The sequence below is a fragment of the Streptomyces sp. NPDC087901 genome (genome assembly GCF_044742205.1).
Lineage (GTDB): Bacteria > Actinomycetota > Actinomycetes > Streptomycetales > Streptomycetaceae > Streptomyces.
On the sequence record NZ_JBIUUC010000003.1, the window covers coordinates 608,285 to 626,536 of the forward strand.

Annotated in this window: 17 protein-coding genes and 1 pseudogene; 8 read left to right on the forward strand and 10 right to left on the reverse strand. The window is 71.8% G+C overall.

Features of this window, described 5'->3' with window-relative positions; all coding sequences use genetic code 11:
- Positions 1-9: 9 nt before the first annotated feature.
- Positions 10-369 carry an NADH-quinone oxidoreductase subunit A gene (locus ACIOEW_RS12395; RefSeq protein WP_123460983.1) on the reverse strand — a complete coding sequence of 120 codons (360 nt, stop codon included), beginning with the start codon at positions 367-369 and terminating at the stop codon, positions 10-12.
- 781 nt (positions 370-1,150) lie between these two features.
- Here ACIOEW_RS12395 and ACIOEW_RS12400 point away from each other — a divergent pair.
- Both ACIOEW_RS12400 and ACIOEW_RS12405 read left to right on the forward strand, forming a co-directional pair.
- Positions 1,151-1,993, forward strand: a complete 843-nt coding sequence (locus tag ACIOEW_RS12400; RefSeq protein ID WP_401963534.1) for a C40 family peptidase — start codon at positions 1,151-1,153, stop codon at positions 1,991-1,993.
- Positions 1,994-2,200: 207 nt separating this feature from the next.
- Entirely contained in the window at positions 2,201-3,406 is a 1,206-nt protein-coding gene (locus tag ACIOEW_RS12405; RefSeq protein ID WP_401963535.1) for an MFS transporter, read from the forward strand.
- A 34-nt stretch (positions 3,407-3,440) separates the two neighbouring features.
- Here ACIOEW_RS12405 and ACIOEW_RS12410 read toward each other — a convergent pair whose 3' ends face one another.
- Complete coding sequence (locus ACIOEW_RS12410) at positions 3,441-3,818, reverse strand: cupin domain-containing protein (RefSeq protein ID WP_401963536.1); 378 nt, start codon at positions 3,816-3,818, stop codon at positions 3,441-3,443.
- A 48-nt stretch (positions 3,819-3,866) separates the two neighbouring features.
- Here ACIOEW_RS12410 and ACIOEW_RS12415 point away from each other — a divergent pair, with 48 nt between their 5' ends.
- Entirely contained in the window at positions 3,867-4,709 is an 843-nt protein-coding gene (locus ACIOEW_RS12415) for a helix-turn-helix domain-containing protein (RefSeq protein WP_401963538.1), read from the forward strand.
- Here the strand turns inward: ACIOEW_RS12415 and ACIOEW_RS12420 are convergent.
- Positions 4,675-5,958, reverse strand: a complete 1,284-nt coding sequence (locus ACIOEW_RS12420; RefSeq protein ID WP_362550082.1) for a geranylgeranyl reductase family protein — start codon at positions 5,956-5,958, stop codon at positions 4,675-4,677. The genes ACIOEW_RS12415 and ACIOEW_RS12420 overlap by 35 nt on opposite strands.
- Positions 5,959-6,054: 96 nt before the next feature.
- Between ACIOEW_RS12420 and ACIOEW_RS12425 the strand changes: the two genes are divergently transcribed.
- Entirely contained in the window at positions 6,055-6,579 is a 525-nt protein-coding gene (locus ACIOEW_RS12425) for a GNAT family N-acetyltransferase (protein ID WP_362550085.1), read from the forward strand.
- A 119-nt stretch (positions 6,580-6,698) separates the two neighbouring features.
- On the opposite strand, the gene ACIOEW_RS12430 is transcribed toward ACIOEW_RS12425, so the two are convergent.
- From ACIOEW_RS12430 to ACIOEW_RS12440, 3 genes and pseudogenes are all read right to left on the reverse strand, one after another.
- On the reverse strand, positions 6,699-8,288 hold the full coding sequence (locus ACIOEW_RS12430; protein WP_401963906.1) for a hypothetical protein: 1,590 nt from the start codon (positions 8,286-8,288) through the stop codon (positions 6,699-6,701).
- Positions 8,289-8,444: 156 nt separating this feature from the next.
- Positions 8,445-8,513, reverse strand: a pseudogene (locus ACIOEW_RS12435) (zinc-ribbon domain-containing protein); the annotation flags it as partial.
- Between the two features lie 175 nt (positions 8,514-8,688).
- Positions 8,689-9,381 (reverse strand): demethylmenaquinone methyltransferase, encoded by a 693-nt coding sequence (locus ACIOEW_RS12440; protein ID WP_362550090.1) that lies wholly within the window; start codon positions 9,379-9,381, stop codon positions 8,689-8,691.
- Between the two features lie 553 nt (positions 9,382-9,934).
- Between ACIOEW_RS12440 and ACIOEW_RS12445 the strand changes: the two genes are divergently transcribed.
- The 4 genes from ACIOEW_RS12445 (at position 9,935) to ACIOEW_RS12460 (ending at position 13,053) form a co-directional block, all read left to right on the forward strand.
- Complete coding sequence (locus ACIOEW_RS12445) at positions 9,935-10,444, forward strand: SigE family RNA polymerase sigma factor (protein WP_362550093.1); 510 nt, start codon at positions 9,935-9,937, stop codon at positions 10,442-10,444.
- A gap of 16 nt (positions 10,445-10,460) precedes the next feature.
- Positions 10,461-11,357, forward strand: coding sequence for a hypothetical protein (locus tag ACIOEW_RS12450; RefSeq protein WP_401963872.1), 897 nt, complete (start codon positions 10,461-10,463; stop codon positions 11,355-11,357).
- Between the two features lie 85 nt (positions 11,358-11,442).
- Positions 11,443-12,240, forward strand: a complete 798-nt coding sequence (locus ACIOEW_RS12455; RefSeq protein WP_401963873.1) for a DUF3152 domain-containing protein — start codon at positions 11,443-11,445, stop codon at positions 12,238-12,240.
- A gap of 117 nt (positions 12,241-12,357) precedes the next feature.
- On the forward strand, positions 12,358-13,053 hold the full coding sequence (locus ACIOEW_RS12460) for a DUF3152 domain-containing protein (RefSeq protein WP_401963541.1): 696 nt from the start codon (positions 12,358-12,360) through the stop codon (positions 13,051-13,053).
- 18 nt (positions 13,054-13,071) lie between these two features.
- Here ACIOEW_RS12460 and ACIOEW_RS12465 read toward each other — a convergent pair whose 3' ends face one another.
- The 4 genes from ACIOEW_RS12465 to ACIOEW_RS12480 all read right to left on the reverse strand — a co-directional run bounded on the left by ACIOEW_RS12465 (position 13,072) and on the right by ACIOEW_RS12480 (position 18,054).
- Entirely contained in the window at positions 13,072-13,716 is a 645-nt protein-coding gene (locus tag ACIOEW_RS12465) for a hypothetical protein (RefSeq protein ID WP_401963543.1), read from the reverse strand.
- A gap of 11 nt (positions 13,717-13,727) precedes the next feature.
- Positions 13,728-14,927, reverse strand: a complete 1,200-nt coding sequence (gene mqnC, locus ACIOEW_RS12470; RefSeq protein ID WP_362550102.1) for a cyclic dehypoxanthinyl futalosine synthase — start codon at positions 14,925-14,927, stop codon at positions 13,728-13,730.
- A 123-nt stretch (positions 14,928-15,050) separates the two neighbouring features.
- Positions 15,051-16,781, reverse strand: a complete 1,731-nt coding sequence (locus ACIOEW_RS12475; protein ID WP_401963544.1) for a serine/threonine-protein kinase — start codon at positions 16,779-16,781, stop codon at positions 15,051-15,053.
- 394 nt (positions 16,782-17,175) lie between these two features.
- Positions 17,176-18,054, reverse strand: coding sequence for a menaquinone biosynthesis protein (locus ACIOEW_RS12480; RefSeq protein ID WP_362550107.1), 879 nt, complete (start codon positions 18,052-18,054; stop codon positions 17,176-17,178).
- Positions 18,055-18,252 lie beyond the last annotated feature (198 nt).

The following is an 18,252-nucleotide window of genomic DNA, read 5'->3' on the forward strand; positions in this document are numbered from 1 at the left end:
CTCAGCCCCTCAGTCCCATTCCAGGCCGCCGCGGCGCCACACGTATGCGTAGGCGACGAAGACGGTGAGCACGAAGAGCAGCATCTCGACGAGCCCGAAGATCCCGAGGGCGTCGAAGGTGACCGCCCAGGGATAGAGGAAGACGATCTCGATGTCGAAGACGATGAAGAGCATCGCCGTCAGGTAGTACTTGATGGGAAAACGGCCACCTCCGGCTGGAGTCGGGGTGGGTTCGATACCGCACTCGTACGCTTCGAGCTTTGCCCGGTTGTAGCGCTTGGGGCCGATGAGCGTGGCGCTGACCACGGAGAAGATCGCAAACCCCGCCCCGAGGGCACCGAGCACGAGGATGGGCGCGTAGGCATTCACGCTCCTCGCTCCTTCCAGTCGTCCTTGACCGTTGGACCGCATCGGGCGACCTGGCTCGCCACCTCACCAAGATCGTGCACATGTGAGGCAGTTCACAAGCCCGACTGCCCCGCATCCTATGCCTGCCGTCCTGTGATCTGCGACACGGGGTACGACAACGTCTTTGTGATCTCCACCACCTGACGAACGATCATGAAGTCGGATGAGCGGTGATCTTCGTACACGAAGCGGCCGAGTGATCACGAGACGTGACATCTACTGCCGTTACCGCTGGTCAAAGAGGTGTCGCCCTATCAAGCCGCAGCGTCGGCCGCCAAATTGGCGATGGACGCGATCGGGTGATAAAGGGATCTGCCCCACTCTGGGATCAAGGCGGGGTCATTCGCACGGGATCCATCCGGAACGAAGTGGACGCATCTCGACATCCATCCCCTATCGGGTGAATGGGGCGCCGTGCGCCGCCAGTTCCCCGCCCGCGGGACGCTCCGGTCGCCGGGCCCTCGCATGCCCGTCACGGCGAGACCATGCTGTGACCTGCGTCACTCGACGAAGGGCGCCATACAAGCGGGCTTGGCCAACCGTGTGAACGGATGGTAAGTGACGGGCAATTCGGGCGTATTGCCGAAAACCCGTGATCACAGCCGTGATCGAGCCTGCCCGATTTGCCCGTTACGGCGTCAATAAGGGCTCTCAGGAAGCGGATTCACAGGTTCCGGACGTAACTGTGTCGCAACACACGTTTCTTGATGGGACCCCTGAGGCCCTGATAGCGCTAGTACCCATGTCCCACACCGCTCTCATACCCAGCCACCGGAAGCCCCGCCGAAACGCCTCGAAGACGGCGCTGCGAGCCGGAGTTGCCGGTGGCGTCCTCAGCACCATCGCGGTCGCAGGCGCCGCCGGTCCGGCCCAGGCCGAGCCGGTGACCCAGACCATCGAGATGCCCACCATCACGGCCGGGCTCTCCACCGCCGTCGCGGCGTCCGCCGAGGCCACGCAGCAGGTCGCGCTCGACCTGGAGACGCAGGCCCACGAGGAAGCCGCGGCCACGACCGCCGCCAAGGCCGCCAAGAAGGCCAAGGCCGAGGCGGTCCGCAAGGCCGAGGCCAAGAAGAAGGCCGAAGCCAAGGCGAAGGCCGAAGCGCAGGCCAAGGAGGAGGCCGCCGAGCGCGCCTCCCGCTCCGCCGCGCGCACGACGCTGAGCGCCTCCACCGGCTCCTCCTCGGGCTCCTCGTCGTCCGCCACGACGTCGTACGCCTCCACCGCCACGGGCTCCGCCGCCTCCATCGTCGCGTTCGCGCAGGCGCAGGTCGGCGACGCGTACGTGCCCGGCGGCACCGGCCCCAACTCCTGGGACTGCTCCGGCCTCGTCCAGGCCGCGTACCGCACGGTGAGCGTCGACCTGCCCCGTGTCTCGCAGAGCCAGTCGACCGCGGGCACCCAGGTCTCGCTGAGCAACCTCCAGCCGGGCGACATCCTGTACTGGGGCAGCGCGGGCAGCGCGTACCACGTCGGGATCTACGTGGGCGGCGGCCAGTTCGTCGGAGCGCAGAACTCCTCCACCGGTGTGGTGCAGCGCTCCCTGGACTACGACATGCCGACCGGCGCGGTCCGCGTCCTCTGAGTTCACGGATTCACAAGCGCCTCGGCGCACATCGAAGGGCCGCCGCTCCCCCGCTCGGGAGCCGCGGCCCTTCGGCGTTTCCGGCAGGTTCGCGACATCACCCCCTGCGGCCACGGGTGATGTCGCGAACCTGCCGGACTCCGTCCGCCCGAGCTTGTGAACTGGCGCGAACAGCCCCCGCGTCACCGAGCACAGGACGGCCCCGCCATGTCCACCACGGCCACCCCCCGCACCGACACCACGTCCCCCACGCCCTTACGCGGCCGTCTGGCCGTCCTCTCCGTGACGCTGGGCATCTTCGTCATCGTCACCACCGAGATCCTCCCGATCGGCCTGCTGACGCCGATCGGGGCCGACTTCGCCGTCGCGGACGGCACGGCGGGCCTGATGATGACGATGCCGGGCCTCCTCGCCGCCGTCGCCGCCCCGGTGGTGACCCTCGCGACGGCCCGCGTCGACCGCCGGCTGATGCTCTGCGCCCTCGTCCTGCTGCTCGCGGTGGCCAACTTCCTCACCGCGGCCGCGACGGCCTACTGGCTGGTGCTGGTGGCCCGGGTCCTGGTCGGCATCACCATCGGCGGCTTCTGGTCGATCGGCGCCGGTCTGGCCGGCCGGCTGGTCCGCCCGGCATCGGCCGCCCGGGCGACGGCGGTCATCTTCGCCGCCGTCCCCCTCGGCTCCGTGCTCGGCGTCCCCGCCGGCACGCTCATCGGCGATCTGGCGGGCTGGCGCACCGCGTTCGTCACGATGGGCCTGCTGTCCACGGGCGTGCTGGCCCTGCTCCTCCTGACCCTGCCGGCCCTGCCGCCGGACCGGGTCACCCGCCCCGCCGTGCTCCGCGCCATGCTGCGCGGCCCGGCCGCCCGGTTCGCACTGCTGATGACGTTCCTCGTGGTCCTGGCGCACTTCGGCACGTACACGTATGTGACGCCCTTCCTGCGGGAGGTCACCCACGCCGGTCCGGGGATGATCACCGGCTTCCTGCTCGTCTACGGGGCCGCGGGCGTGGCCGGCAACTTCCTCGGGGGCGCCCTGGTGACGCACCGCCCGCACACCGCGTTCGGGGCGGCCGCCGCGACGATCGCCGCCGCGACGGCGCTCCTGCCCGTCCTCGGCCGGTCCGAAGCCGGCGCGCTCGCACTCCTCGTCCTGTGGGGTCTCGGCTACGGCGCGGTGCCGGTCTGCTCACAGACCTGGTTCGCCCGCTCGGCACCCCACACACCCGAGGCGGCCTCGGTCCTGTTCACCGCGTCCTTCCAGGCGACGATCGCCGCCGGCGCACTGGCGGGCGGCTACGTCGTCGACCACGCCTCGCTCCCCGCGGTCATGACGCCCGGCGCCGCGACCGCGGGTCTCGTGGTGCTCGCCGCCCGGATCCACTTCGTACGCCACCGCGGCCGGACGGCCACGTGAAGCCCTCCCGCCGCGGCGCACCGGCGGCGTCCGATCAGTCCAGCGCCTCGACGGCCCTGGTCATCGGGCCGCCCGCATCCCCCGTGTTCAGCACCCCCGCGGGCTCCAGCAGCAGGATGGCGGTCTCCTCGTCGGCGACCGTCCGGTGCTCGACGCCCCGGGGTACGACGACCAGTTCGCCGGGGCCGAGCACCACGTCCCCCTCCCGGAACTGGACGGTGAGCCGCCCGTCGACGACCAGGAGCAGCTCGTCCGTGTCCTCGTGGGTGTGCCAGACGAATTCACCCTTCAGCTTGGCGACCTTGACTTCGTAGTCGTTGACCGACGCGATCCTCTTCTGGGACCAGAGCTCGGTGACCCGGGCGAGCCTTTCACCGATACTGACGGGGGCGGGAACCTCTGTGATGGGCATGCCCCCAGCGTTCCGCGCCCGTCATCGCCGGTCTTGTACGTTCCTGGCATGCCCGCCGACCGGCCCCGTACCGCGATCACCGCCTGGCGACCCGCCGTTCAAGGGATCGCCGAGGTCTTCCACGCGCACTTCACCGACCACGCCTACCCGGTCCACACCCACGACTCCTGGGACCTGATGATCCTGGACGACGGCGCGGTCGACTTCGCCGTCGACCGGCATCGGCACGGGGTGGCCGGAGCCGGAGCGGTCGTCCTGCTGCCGCCCCACGTTCCGCACGACGGGCGTACGACCCAGCCGTCCGGATTCCGCAAGCGGGTGCTCTACCTGGACTCGACGGTGCTCCCCGAGCGGCTGGCAGGTACCGCGGCCGACGGCCCGGTGCACGGGGACGCGCTGTTGCGACAGCGCATCCATCAGCTGCACAACACGCTGCGGAGCCCCTCGGACGCCCTCGAGGCCGAGTCGCGGCTGGCGTTCGTGCGCGAGCGGCTGCTCCAGCGCCTGGAGACGTCCCCGCTGCGCGCACCCGGGCGCGAGGCCAACCGGCTGGCCACCGGACTGCGCGAACTGCTGGACGCCCGCATATCCACCGGGATGTCGCTGGACGAGGCGTCCGCGCGGCTGCACGCCCACCCCACCCACCTGATCCGCTGCTTCACCCGGACATACGGCATCCCGCCCCACACCTATCTCACCGGCAGACGGGTGGACCGGGCACGCCGCCTCCTGCTCTCCGGCGCCCGCCCGGCCGAGGTGGCCGCCGCGGTCGGGTTCCACGACCAGGCGCACCTCAGCCGGCACTTCACCCGCCACCTCGGCTCCCCGCCCGCGCGCTACGCCGGGTCACAGCACGTCAGGACCGCGGGGCCACCTTCGTCAGACCGTTGATGATGCGGTCCATCGCGTCGCCGCCCGTCGGGTCGGTGAGGTTGGCGAGCATCTTCAGGGTGAACTTCATCAGCAGCGGGTGCGTGAGACCGCGCTGGGTGGCGATCTTCATGACCTTCGGGTTGCCGATCAGCTTCACGAAGGCGCGGCCCATCGTGTAGTAGCCGCCGTAGGTCTCCTTGAGCACCTTCGGGTAGTTGTTCAGGGCCAGTTCACGCTGGGCCGGGGTCGAGCGGGCGTGCGCCTGGACGATGACGTCCGCGGCGATCTGGCCCGACTCCATGGCGTACGCGATGCCTTCGCCGTTGAACGGGTTGACCATGCCGGCGGCGTCACCGACGAGCAGCAGGCCCTTGGTGTAGTGCGGCTGCCGGTTGAAGGCCATCGGGAGGGCGGCGCCGCGGATCGGCATCGTCATGTTCTCGGGGGTGTAGCCCCAGTCCTCCGGCATGGAGGCGCACCAGGCCTTGAGGACCTCGCGCCAGTCCAGCTCCTTGAAGGCGGAGGAGGAGTTGAGGATGCCGAGGCCGACGTTGGAGGTGCCGTCGCCCATGCCGAAGATCCAGCCGTACCCGGGCAGCAGCCGGTCCTCGGCGCCGCGCCGGTCCCACAGCTCCAGCCAGGACTCGAGGTAGTCGTCGTCGTGGCGGGGCGAGGTGAAGTACGTACGGACCGCGACACCCATCGGGCGGTCCTCGCGGCGGTGCAGGCCCATCGCGAGGGAGAGCCGGGTGGAGTTGCCGTCGGCGGCGACGACGAGCGGGGCGTGGAAGGTGACCGGGGTCTTCTCCTCGCCGAGCTTCGCGTGCACGCCGGTGATGCGGCCGGTGCGGGCGTCCGTGATCGGGGCGCCGACGTTGCAGCGCTCGTACAGCCGCGCGCCCGCCTTCTGCGCCTGGCGGGCCAGCTGCTCGTCGAAGTCGTCGCGCTTGCGGACCAGTCCGTAGTCCGGGTACGAGGCGAGATCCGGCCAGTCCAGCTCCAGCCGGACGCCGCCGCCGATGATGCGCAGGCCCTTGTTGCGCAGCCAGCCGGCCTCTTCGGAGATGTCGATGCCCATGGAGACGAGCTGCTTGGTGGCGCGCGGCGTGAGCCCGTCACCGCAGACCTTCTCGCGCGGGAAGGCGGTCTTCTCGAGGAGCAGGACGTCGAGTCCGGCCTTGGCGAGGTAGTAGGCGGTCGTGGAGCCGGCCGGGCCTGCCCCGACGACGATCACGTCCGCGCTGTGTTCGGACAGGGGCTCGGTCACGGTCGGATCTCCCGAAGACTCGAATTCGCGTGCCGCGCGGCACATGGCCAGGGCAGTCTATGGGGGCCTGCTGATCAACCTCCGAAGGGCTCCCCGATGTCGATCGCGCCTCCCGCACTCCCCGTCGTTCAACTGCGTGTCCCGACCGACGAGGACGCGGTGGCCTGGCATCGCGCCTTCGACGACCCGGAGGTGATGGAGTTCTTCGGCGGTGCGTCCGACGAGCTGTCCATGTACGAGGAGTGGACGGCCCGCCAGCGCAGACACGACGCGGAACTCGGCTTCTGCCTGTGGACCGTGCTCGACGGCAGCGGCGAGGTGCTCGGCTTCACGGGCGCGCAGCCGTGGCCGCAGAGCGCGTACGGACCGGTGGGCGAGATCGAGATCGGCTGGCGGCTGACCCGGTCCGCCTGGGGCCGCGGTTACGTGACCGCGGCCGCGCGCCTCACGCTGGAGCGGCTGCGCGCGGCCGGGGTGGAGCGGGTGGTGGCGACGATCGACGCGCTCAACGAGCGGTCGATCGCCGTGGCCCGGCGCCTCGGCATGGAGGAGGCGGAGAGCTTCACGACGCCCCGGGAGGGCCAGGAGGCGCGGTGCTTCCGGCTGGAGCTGAACCGCTGACGCCCCGGGTCAGCCGGCGCCGTCGGCATCCGGGCGGACCGGGCCGTCCGGGCCGTCCGGGGGCTTCCGTTCGGATCAGGCCGGAGCCCGCGAGCCCGGAATGATCCGGACGCGAGGTCCTAGGAGCCGCCGGGGGCGTTGACCTGGTCGGTGGGCATGTCGTTGTCGGACTGTCCGGTCGACGGCGCGTCCCTCGACGGCTCGCCGCTCCGGACCGGGGCGGGCTTGTTGTCGTCGCTGTTCCGGTCCTTCAGCGCCAGCACACCGGCGGTCACCCCGCCGCCGACGAGCAGCGCGGCGGCGAGCGTCGCGCACCAGATGACGACGGTCCGTCTGCGGCCGGACGGTTCGGGGGCGGGGGCGGGGGCGGGGGCAGGATCGGAAGTGGAAGTGGAAGTGGAGGCGGAAGCGGGCATGTACGGGCCCGGAGCCGCCGGGTACGCCGGGTAAGCCGGGGGAACCGCCCCGGCACGCCCCGTCAGCCGCAGCAGGTACGGCGCGAGGAACACGGCACCGCCCACCCACAGCAGGCCGAACAGCAGCACGTCCGAGACGCTCAGGGCGAATTCGACGGCGCCTCGGCCGTCCGTGTCGTCGATGCCGCTGGAGACTCCGGCCAGCCCGGCCAGCACCAGGATCATCAACAGGAACAGCCCGCCCGCGGTGGCCTGTTCGCCCCGGCCCGCCGAGCGGCGTGCGGCCAGCAGGCCGACCGTGAGCGCGCAGACGACGCCGGTGGCCAGCGCCCCGGTCAGAGCCCAGCCACCGAGTTCGTCACCCAGTTCGGCCAGGCCGAATCCGTCGTGCCCGGTACCGGAACCGAAGACGTCCAGCTGCCCCCGCAGGTCGTACTCGATGTGGGCGCCCCAGCTCAGGCCGAGCACATGCAGTCCGATGTTGGGCAGCAACGGCAGGGCGATCAGCAGGGCTTCACCGTCGACGTCGTCCGCGGTGGCGTACGTGACGAAGCCGATCAGGGAGCAGAGCAGCAGCACGACGCCGAGCGCCCGGACCGCCGAACCGGCGGCCCGGACCAGGGTCAGCGCCCCGGGCCGTCCCGCCAGCCACTGGGCCGCCGCGTCGCGCTGGAGTACGCCGCCGGTGACCAGCAGCGCCATGACGAGTGCACCGAGCGCGGCGAGGACCGGGGAGGACGAGACTTCGACGTCCGCGACCTCGGGCTGCGCGAAGAGTCCGAGGAGCAGGACCGCCGCGGTGGCCACGAGGCTGATCCGTACCGCGGCCTCCAGACCGCCGCCCTGTCTGCGGGCCGCACGGGCGCCGAGGATCAGCGCACCGATCCAGAGCACGGTGACGGTGAGCGGGACGACGGCGAGCGTGTAACTGCCCTGGGTGCCCGGGGCCAGGCTCCCGAAGTCCGACCCGAAGTCCGGTCCGCCGGAGCCGTAGTCGGTTCCGTAGTCGTAGTCGTAGTCGGAGCCGTCCGGGCGGGCGGGCCCGGCCGTCCGGAGCTCGAAGCCGCCGCCGAACGCCTGGAGCAGCATCGCGAGCGCGATCCGCAGCCGGTCGCTCCAGCCGACGACGACGTCGTCGCCCTGCCCGTACGTCGGGATGGAGACCGCCACCGCGAGGGCCACGATCAGTCCGCTCGGCCAGGCGGCGGCCTTCACCGAGCCCGCCCAGTCGCCCCGGAACACCCGGCCGAAGAAGGCTCCGAGGGGTGACGGTCCCGCCGGGACCACCGGCATCGGGGCGTACCCGGGCGGCGGGGGCGGACCCGCCGCCGGAGCGGGCGGGACCACGGCGGGGTGCGGCGGTGCGACGGGCGGCGGCGGCGTTGCGGGTGCCTGCGGGGGCGCCGTGGGTGTCCGCGGGGGCGCCGCGGGCGTCCGCGGGCGTTCGCGTCCGCACTTCATGCAGAAGCGCGCCTCGTCCGGCGCCTGGGTTCCGCAGAAGGGACAGTACGACGGCATGAGGACTCCGCAAGGGGGAGACGGGGACGGCCGGAACGGTGACACACAGGAACGGGGAAGACGCGTGCCGTATCAACGGACACATCTTCCCCGTTACCCGGTTCCCGTCAACTCGGATCCACCGCACCGGATTTCACCGGTCGGGCATCCTCCGTCGGGCCCGTGCTCCCGAGCCTCAGGCGCGTACGCCCCGGTGCAGTGCGACCACACCGCCCGTGAGGTTGCGCCAGGCGACCTTCGACCAGCCGGCCTGCTGGAGCTTGGCCGCGAGCCCTGCCTGGTCGGGCCAGGCGCGGATCGACTCGGCGAGGTAGACGTACGCGTCGGGGTTGGACGACACCGCACGCGCGACCGGCGGCAGGGCCCGCATCAGGTACTCGGTGTAGACGGTCCGGAACGGCGCCCAGACCGGCTGGGAGAACTCACAGATGACCACCCGGCCGCCCGGCTTGGTCACCCGGTAGAGCTCGCGGAGCGCCGCGTCGGTGTCCTGGACGTTGCGCAGCCCGAAGGAGATGGTCACCGCGTCGAACGTCTCGTCGCGGAACGGCAGCTTCGTGGCGTCGCCCGCCGTGAACGGCAGCCAGGAGTTGCGCTTCTTGCCCTCGCGCAGCATGCCGATGGAGAAGTCGCACGGCACGACGTACGCGCCCGTCGCGGCGAACGGCAGCGAGGACGTCGCGGTCCCGGCGGCCAGGTCGAGGACCTTCTCCGCGGGCCGGGCGTGCACCGCGGCGGCGACCTCCTTGCGCCACAGCCGGGCCTGGCCGAGCGAGAGCACGTCATTGGTGAGGTCGTAGTTCGCCGCCACGTCGTCGAACATCGAGGCGACTTCGTGCGGCTGCTTGTCCAGGGAGGCTCGGGTCACCCACCCATTCAAGCAGCCCGGACGGGCCGCGGCGGGGCGGGCCCGCTGTCGGGTAACGCCACGGCGTCGATCCGCGCCCCCGAACGAGAAAGTCACGGCGTTTGCGCAGGTCACCCCGCGGACCACGACGTTTCACCTCGCCCATGTCCGTTCGAAGCCCGGCGGGATGCCGAGACTTCGACTCTTTCTGTCGTCCGCTCCGCAACACAGAAGCGCTCCGGATCACAGAGGCGTTCCGGATCTCAGAAGCGCTCCGGATCACAGAGGTTCTGGATCTCAGAGGTGTTCTGGCTCTCTGTGTTTCCTGCATGCTCCTGTTCGCACCTTGGCCGTCCGGTCCGTGGCCGCTGCGGCCATTCCGTACCGGACGGTCATGGAAAGTGCCGGGCTGGTTCCGAGGGAGCCGACGGGCAGACCGGCCCCCCTGAGCGCGCCTGCCACTCCTCCGCGTCCCCGCGTTCGGACACCGGTCCCGATCCGGCTTCAACCTTTCCGGCCCGTCGGTACTCAGTAACAGGCGTAGTGACCACCGACAGACCGCAAAGGAGGCTGGATGATTACCGGACGCAGCGCGCACGCCGCCGGCTTCGAGGATTTCGCCCGTGCGAGTCAGCGCCGGCTGTACCGCACCGCGTACCTGCTGTGCGGGGACGCGGACGCCGCCCGTGATCTGACCCAGACGACGCTGGCGAAACTGTTCCAGCACTGGGGCCGGGCGAGCTCGGCCGACCATCCGGACGCCTACGCCCGCACGGTGCTGACCCGCACCTACATCGCCGAACGCCGGCGCCGGCTGCGCGACTTCCGTGCCCATACGCCGATCGCCTCGCACGCACCCGCGATCGGTCCCGAGCTGACCGTCACCCTGCTGGCGGCGCTCGCCGAACTGCCCGCCCGTGCACGGGCGATGGTCGTCCTGCGGTACTGGGAGGACCTGAGCGTGGAAACGGTCGCCGAGCTGCTGCGCTGCAGCCCGTCCACCGTGAAGAGCCAGTGTTCGCGCTCGCTCGCCACGCTGCGTACCCGCCTGGGCGACGCGCATCTCTACACCACCCGAAGCTGAGGAGAACGTCGTGGACATGGATACGGACCGCTCCCCCGGCCGGGGGCCGGGCCCTGAGGCCGAGGCCCTGCTGATCAGGGCGGTCATGGAACAGACCGCCGAGAGCGCGCCCTCGCTGCCCGATCTGGTGCCGGTCGCCCTGGTTCAGGGCCGCAGGCGCCGCACCCGCGTCCGTGCGGCCGTCGGGGCGGGGGTGACGGGCGTGGTGGCCCTGGGGGTGTTCGGCGCGGTGCTGCCGATGTGGGGTTCCGGAGGGGGTGCGCAAACGGCGCAGACCGGGTCCGCCGCCTCGCAGACCACGACCGCGACCCCCTCTCCGGCTGCCACCGGCCGGACCGCGCCCACGCCCGTGCACGTCGAGCCGACCCCCGGTGAGACGTCGATGGCCGATCTGCCGCCGGCCGAACGGGCCCGGCAGGAGAACTTCCAGCAGCAGGTCGCGGTGCTGCTCGACGAACTGCTCCCCGCGCGGCTCGGCACGGTCCGTCCGGTCGACCTGGCGGTGAACCGCTATCAGGGCGGCTCGGACGGCAACACCTTCCCGGTCGTCTTCTCGGTACGCCCCCAGGCCGATCCGGGGGATGCCGGCGCGGACCCGGCGTGCAAGGACACCCCGTCGAAGGGCTTCCGGTGCAGGACGGCGTTGCTGCCGGGCGGCATCAGGGTCCGCTCCTTCAGCGCGGTTGGGAACCAGAAGGGCTCGCAGGCCATCACCGGCGTCGCCCTCAAGTTCACGTACGGCAGGAGCAGCGTCAGTCTCTCGGTCGACGGTGACGACTCCTCGATGGTGTCGGCGCCGGTCACCGTGACCCAACTGGTCGACGCCGTCGGTGACTCCAGGTTCCTGAAGCTTGTGAAGTACGCGGACGAGCATCCGATGGAGGACAAGGAGCACTCCGTTCGTGGCGGCTGAGAGCGGACGGCACCAAGGACAGCGGCGGGGCCGGGGAGGCCGTCGGCTCGCCCGGCAGAAGCGCCGGCGCCGCAGCCGGATACGTGTGCTGGTCGCGATACTCGTCCCGGCGACGCTGATCTGCGTCGCCGTGGTCGCCGCTCCCCGATGGGCAGGCGGGGACGACGTGTCGGCCGCGGCGGCCGCGCCGGAGCCTTCGGACTCCGGCCGGGCCCCGCACCCGGAGAGCACGTCGTCCTCCCCCGCAGCGAAGCCGAGGACGACCACCGCGCCTCCCACCCGTTCCCCGTCCCCCTCTGCCTCGGATGCCGCCCGGTCTCCCCGTGTCCCGGCGTCCGGGCCGGGCACGTTCACGGTCGCCCGGGCGGGCGCCTCGTCCGGGGGCGGGAGCGCGTACCGGGTCGAGGTCGAGGACGGTTCCGGCGTGGACCCGGACGCGGCGGCCGCCCTGATCGCCGACGTCCTGGCCGCGCCGCGCGGCTGGGCGCACGGCGGGGCGCACTCGTTCCACCAGGTGGCTACGGGGCCCGCCGGGATGGTGATCCGTATCGCCACCGCGGCGACCACCGACCGCGTCTGCGGAGCGGAGGGCCTCAACACCCATGGCGAGGTCAACTGCCGCGTGGGCGAGACGGTGATGGTGAACCTGAAGCGCTGGCAGACCGGTTCGCCGGAGTTCAGCGGCCCGCTGGCCGACTACCGCGCCCTGATCGTCAACCACGAGGTCGGCCACTGGCTGGGCCACGGCCACGAGACCTGCCCCGGCAAAGGCCGCCCCGCCCCCGCCATGATGCAGCAGATATACGGCCTCAGGGGATGCGTCTCCAACGCCTGGCCCTTCAACGCCAAGGGGCAGTACCTCGGCGGCCCGTCGGTACGGTGACGCTCCCGGGGCTCGCCCCCGGACCGCACCCCGTTTGCAAGTGGACTGAACCAATTGGCCCCGACATCGGTCCTTAAGGCGGGAGTGGAAGCCACCGAGGACTGGGGAGGGGCGCGGATGCCAGCAGGGAGTACTCGCCGGAGCGGGCAGCGTGAACGCGGCCGGAACCGGCTGTTCGTCAAGGCCGTGGTGCCGGTCGTGCTGGTCGCGGCGGCCGTCGTGGGCATCCGGTGGAACGGTGGGCATGATCCGCGTACGTCCTCCGCGTCCGCCACCTTCACCGTCGCCCGCGCAGGCGTCTCGGAGACCGGCAGGGGCAACGCCTACCGGGTCGAGGTGGAGAAGGGGTCCGGCCTGGACGCGGACAAGGCGGCCGCCGAGGTCGCCCGTGTCCTGGCCGCGCCGCGGGGCTGGTCGCACCACGGTGAGCGGTCGTTCCGCCAGGTCGCCGAGGGCCCTGCGGGACTGGTCATCCGGATCGCCACTCCCGCGACCACCGACCGCATCTGCGGGAAGGGCGGGCTCGATACCCATGGCGAGGTCAACTGCCGGGTCGGCACCGACGTCATGGTCAACCTGAAGCGCTGGGAGCAGGGTTCGCCGGAGTTCAGCGGCCCGCTGGCCGACTACCGCGCCCTGATCGTCAACCACGAGGTCGGCCACTGGCTGGGCCACGGCCACGAGACCTGCCCCGGCAAGGGCCGCCCCGCCCCCGCCATGATGCAGCAGATATACGGCCTCGGGGGATGCGTCTCCAACGCCTGGCCCTACGACGCCAAGGGGCAGTACCTCGGCGGCCCGTCGGTGCCGTGACACCCTGACGGGTGCCGTCTACCGGGCCCGGTACACCAGTCGCCCCGCCGCGACCGTCGCCACGCAGCTCGCCCCGCCGGCCGCGAGCAGCGCGTCCTCGTCCGGCACGTCGAAGGCGGCGAGATCGCCCCGCCCGCCGACGGTGAGCGGCGCCGCGGTCGCGTCGGCCACCGCCACGGCCCCGGCCAGCGGATCGAGCCGCGACGCGCCACCGGGGTGCGCCGAAGCGCCGATGACCAGCAGCCCGGACCGGCGCATGGCCGTGATCAGGGCGGGTGGTGCGGTGGGGGCGGCCGTCGCCGCGGTCGTCCCGTGGCGGAGCATCCGGTGCAGCCCGCGCCGCACACTGCCGGCCCGCCGGGTGTCGTCCGGCCCGAGCGCGTCGAGCGCCTCGCCGGTCAGCGGCTCCGTGCCCAGGGCGTCCGCCTCCCGCGGATCGGGGAAGTACGACTCCTCCAGCAGCCGGACCGCGTCCCGCTGCAGGAGCCCCGGGGTCAGGACGCCCGGCCAGCGCCGGACCCGGGCGGCGGGGTGGGCCGCGGCCAGTTCCCCGTACGGGCCGAAGGCGACGGTCACCGCGTCCTGCACGGCCACCGCCCCGCCGGGCACGGGAGCACGGCCGCCGCCCGGCAGGAGCAGGGCGGCGGCGTGGATCGTCAGCAAGGCGTACGTGCCTAGTTGGCGCTGAGGAGCTTGAGCTCCGGGTGGGCCGTGCCGCCCTCGATCGCGGTGGACGAGATGTGCGAGACGACGCGCTCGTCGACCGGGTCGTTCGCCGGGTCGTCGTGCACGACGAGGTGCTCGTACGTGGTGGCGCGCTGGGCCGGCACCCGGTCCGCCTTGCGGATCAGGTCGATGATCTCCAGGCGGTTGGAGCGGTGCTTGGCGCCGGCGGAGGAGACGACGTTCTCCTCCAGCATGATCGAGCCGAGGTCGTCCGCGCCGTAGTGCAGCGACAGCTGTCCGACCTCCTTGCCGGTGGTGAGCCAGGAGCCCTGGATGTGGGCGACGTTGTCCAGGAAGAGCCGGGCGATGGCGATCATCCGCAGGTACTCGAAGAGCGTGGCCTGCGTCTGGCCCTTCAGCTTGTTGTTCTCCGGCTGGTACGTGTACGGGATGAAGGCGCGGAAGCCTCCGGTGCGGTCCTGCACGTCACGGATCATGCTCAGGTGCTCGATGCGCTCGGCGTTCGTCTCGCCGGTGCCCATCAGCATGGTGGAGGTGGACTCGACACCCAGGCCGTGGGCGATCTCCATGATCTCCAGCCAGCGCTCGCCGGACTCCTTGAGCGGGGCGATCGCGGTGCGCGGCCGGGCCGGGAGCAGCTCGGCGCCGGCGCCGGCGAAGGAGTCGAGACCGGCGGCGTGGATCCGCTGGATGGCCTCCTCGGCGGAGACCTTGGAGATCCGGGCCATGTGCTCGATCTCGGAGGCGCCCAGCGAGTGGATGACCAGCTGCGGGAACGCCTTCTTGATCGCGGAGAAGTGCTCCTCGTAGTACTCCACGCCGTAGTCCGGGTGGTGCCCGCCCTGGAACATGATCTGCGTGCCGCCGAGCTCGACGGTCTCCGCGCAGCGGCGCAGGATGTCGTCGAGGTCGCGGGACCAGCCCTTGGCGGTGTCCTTGGGCGCGGCGTAGAAGGCGCAGAACTTGCAGGCCGTGACACAGACGTTCGTGTAGTTGATGTTGCGCTCGATGATGTACGTCGCGATGTGCTCCGTACCCGCGTAGCGGCGCCGGCGCACGGCGTCGGCGGCCGCGCCCAGGGCGTGCAGGGGCGCCGACCGGTAGAGGTCGAGGGCCTCCGCCGGAGTGATCCGGCCGCCTTCGGCGGCTCGGTCGAGGATGGGCTGGAGGTCGGCCTTCTCGGTCACCGGGCTGTCACCTTTCGGCGGTTTTTCAACGGATCTACGGACCGGTTCAGCGTACGCCAGGGCCGGTTCGGGTCAGCGGCCGGACCGGGCGGCGTGCCGTACGGAGTCCCAGGCCGGTCCGGATCAGCGCCGGGACAGCGTGCCGTACGGGAATCCGGCGCCGCGCTCGTCGGAGCGGAACCGCAGGGTGCCTTCGTCGGTACGCGTGAAGTGGAGGTCGGCGGGCGTGGTGGTGCACAGCCCCACCGTGCCGGGGCGCTCGGGATCGGCGCGTTCCCGGAGCGTCAGCTCCTTGTCCGTTCCTGAGGTGAGGGTGGCGATGCTGTGACAGCTGACGTCCACGCCGAGGCCGGTGATCGTGGTCGTCATGCGGACGACCTCGGCGCCCTTCTTCCCCTTCTCGAACACCGCGGTGAGAGTGCCGTGCGGCGCCCCGGTCGTCTTCTCGGTGAGCGGCCCCCGCCAGGTGCCGATGAAGACGTCCGGGACCTCGGTGACCTGGTCCGGGGTGCCGGTGGCGGAGTCCGCGGGCGCGGACGGCTCGGCGGAGGCGGTGCCGCCCGGGGAGGTGGCCGACGGGGTGTTGCCGTGCTCGGCGCTGTCGCCGGTGCGCCCGCCCGGCATCAGGTCGAAGAGGAACGCGCTGCCCACGGTCACCGCGGCGAGCGCACCGGCCACCGCGAGGGCGACGGTGCAGCTGAGCCTGCGCCCCCGGTGCTCGCCCGGCCGGGAGTCGGCGCTCATGGTGACGGCGAACCGGGGATCGGTGGTGCGCTGTCCGGGCACCCCGTCCGTCCCGGTGGCGGGCGGCGGGAGCGGCGGCACGGTCGGGCCGGCCGTCGGCGACGGCTCGACCGGCGGGCCGAAGACGCCGAGGGCGCCGCCCGTCCCGGTCACCCCGCCCATGCCGAACGAGGCGTTGGTGAACGGCACCGGCCCCGACTGCAGCGGCGCCTCCTGCGGTTCCAGGTCCAGCAGGGCGACCGCCGCGCGGCTGACCTGACGCACCAGCGGACCGGGCAGCCAGCCAGCGGCCACCGAGGACGCCGCACCGCCGGGCGCCAGCTGCCGGGCGAGCTCCACCGGGGTCGGCCGCCCGGCCGGGTCCTTCGCCAGGCAGGCGGCGATGGCGTCGCGCAGCCCGCCCTCCAGGTCGCCCAGCTCGGGTTCCTCGTGCACCACCTTGTAGAGGAGCACGGCGGATGAGTCGCCGAGGAAGGGGGCGGCGCCGGTCGCCGCGTACGCCAGCACCGCGCCCAGCGAGAAGATGTCGGCCGCGCCCGAGATGTCCAGGCCGCGGATCTGCTCCGGCGCCATGTAGCCGGGTGAGCCGACGGAGACGCCGGTGGAGGTGAGGGAGACGGTGGCGTCGATGGCCCGCGCGATGCCGAAGTCGATCAGCCGGGGGCCGTCGAGGGCGAGCAGGACGTTGGACGGCTTCACGTCCCGGTGGATCAGGCCCTGCCCGTGGACCGCGGCCAGCGCCTCGGCGAGCCCGGCACCCAGGGTGCGTACCGCCGGCTCGGGCAGCGGTCCGTGTTCGGTGACGGCCTCCGAGAGCGGCGGCCCGGCCACGTAGCCGGTGGCCACCCACGGCACGGGGGCGTCCGGGTCGGCGTCCAGGACGGGTGCGGTCCACTGCGCACCGATCCGCCGCGCCGCGTCCACCTCGCGCCGGAACCGGGCACGGAACTGCTCGTCGAGCGCGAAGTGCGGGTGGACGACCTTGACCGCGACGGTCCGGCCGCCCGCGCTGCGCCCCAGATAGACGCGGCCCATGCCGCCGGCGCCGAGTCGGCCGAGCAGCCGGTAGGCACCGATGCTCAGCGGTTCGCCGGCTTCGAGCGGCTGCATATACGGACTCCCCCTGTGGACCGGCCGGACCTCCGACCGAAGCCTAGGGGCGAAGGTCATCCGGTCACAGGGGAAACCATCCGCCGATTTCACCCCCAAGGGAACGAACGACGCCATTCACCACAACAAAAGGCGTGAATGTGCCGTTCCACGGGTCGATTGCGGCAGGGATCGGGGGATCGGACGGGAGGCACTCCGGACGCCTTCCGCCAATCGGCCAATTCAGCGCGAATTCACCCGAATCGATATCCGTACAGCATCCCCGTGAGGTTCCGCGCAAGGGAACGGCGGGACGTCCCGGCGGGAATGGCCGGGCATTCCCGCCGGGGCCGGTGCGAGTGGCACGCGACGGGAGAGCCGGGCCTGTCTCGCAGTCGCCCTCTCAGCCGCGCTCTCAGCCGCCGAGAAGCTCGACGTTCACATCCGCGGGGAAGCCCGTCGTCGGACCGGTCCGGCGCGCGAACTCCTTGACGCCCGCAAGCTGCGCGGACCCGAAGCGGAAGTCGAGCGTCGTGAAGTAGCGCTCCAGGACCTCCGCGTCGAAGGCCTCCCAGCGCGCGGCCTGCTCCGCGACCTTGGTGACCTCCTCGAGGGACACGTCCCGCGAGGCCAGGAACGCCTCGTGCACCTTCTTCACCGCGGTGGGCCGGGCCGCCAGGTAGTCCTTGCGCGCGGCCCAGACGGCGAAGACGAACGGCAGCCCCGTCCACTCCTTCCACATCGCACCCAGGTCGTGGACCTGCAGCCCGAGCCGGGGGGCGTCGTGCAGGTTGGCGCGCAGCGCGGCGTCACCGATGAGGACGGCGGCGTCCGCCTCCTGCATCATCAGGCCGAGGTCGGGCGGGCAGGTGTAGTAGTCGGGGGTGACCCCGAACCGTTCGGAGAGCAGCAGCTGCGCCAGCCGTACGGAGGTGCGGGAGGTCGAACCGAGCGCCACCCGGGCCCGGTCGAGGTCCTCCAGGGGCCGCTGCGACACGATCACGCACGACATGACGGGCCCGTCGCAGCCGACCGCGATGTCGGGGAAGGCGACCAGGTCATCGGCGTTGCGGAGGAACTCCACGAGAGTGACGGGGCCGATGTCCAGATCGCCCCTGATCAGCTGCTCGCTGAGCTTCTCCGGGGTGTCCTTCGAGAGCTCCAGGTCGAGCAGGGTTCCGGTCCGTGCGAGCCCCCAGTAGAGGGGAAGGCAGTTCAGGAACTGGATGTGGCCGACGCGCGGCCTGCTGCGACGGTCGTCGCCTGCGACGGTTGAGACGGTTGAATTGTCCACATCGCGAGGCTAGACCCGTGACCGGCCGCCGGCCTCACCGGGGGCGCGCGGCGTCGCGGCGGCCCCTCTTCCGGGGGTGCCGGAATGGATACCGAAGGCCTCTCGGGAAGGCTCCGGAAGCCACCCGGAAGGACCTCCCCGGGGCTCATCCGCACGGCAATCAAACTTCCGGGTGCAGTGATCTTTCCCTCTACCCTT

Coding starts and splice junctions, on each gene's coding strand:
- ACIOEW_RS12475 (WP_401963544.1), bottom strand. CDS start 16,781: ATGCAGCCGCTCGAAGCCGGCGAACCGCTGAGCATCGGTGCCTACCGG.
- ACIOEW_RS12410 (WP_401963536.1), bottom strand. CDS start 3,818: ATGCCCATCACAGAGGTTCCCGCCCCCGTCAGTATCGGTGAAAGGCTC.
- ACIOEW_RS12400 (WP_401963534.1), top strand. CDS start 1,151: ATGTCCCACACCGCTCTCATACCCAGCCACCGGAAGCCCCGCCGAAAC.
- ACIOEW_RS12415 (WP_401963538.1), top strand. CDS start 3,867: ATGCCCGCCGACCGGCCCCGTACCGCGATCACCGCCTGGCGACCCGCC.
- ACIOEW_RS12460 (WP_401963541.1), top strand. CDS start 12,358: ATGCCAGCAGGGAGTACTCGCCGGAGCGGGCAGCGTGAACGCGGCCGG.
- ACIOEW_RS12445 (WP_362550093.1), top strand. CDS start 9,935: ATGATTACCGGACGCAGCGCGCACGCCGCCGGCTTCGAGGATTTCGCC.
- ACIOEW_RS12450 (WP_401963872.1), top strand. CDS start 10,461: ATGGATACGGACCGCTCCCCCGGCCGGGGGCCGGGCCCTGAGGCCGAG.
- ACIOEW_RS12430 (WP_401963906.1), bottom strand. CDS start 8,288: ATGCCGGTGGTCCCGGCGGGACCGTCACCCCTCGGAGCCTTCTTCGGC.
- ACIOEW_RS12425 (WP_362550085.1), top strand. CDS start 6,055: ATGTCGATCGCGCCTCCCGCACTCCCCGTCGTTCAACTGCGTGTCCCG.
- ACIOEW_RS12405 (WP_401963535.1), top strand. CDS start 2,201: ATGTCCACCACGGCCACCCCCCGCACCGACACCACGTCCCCCACGCCC.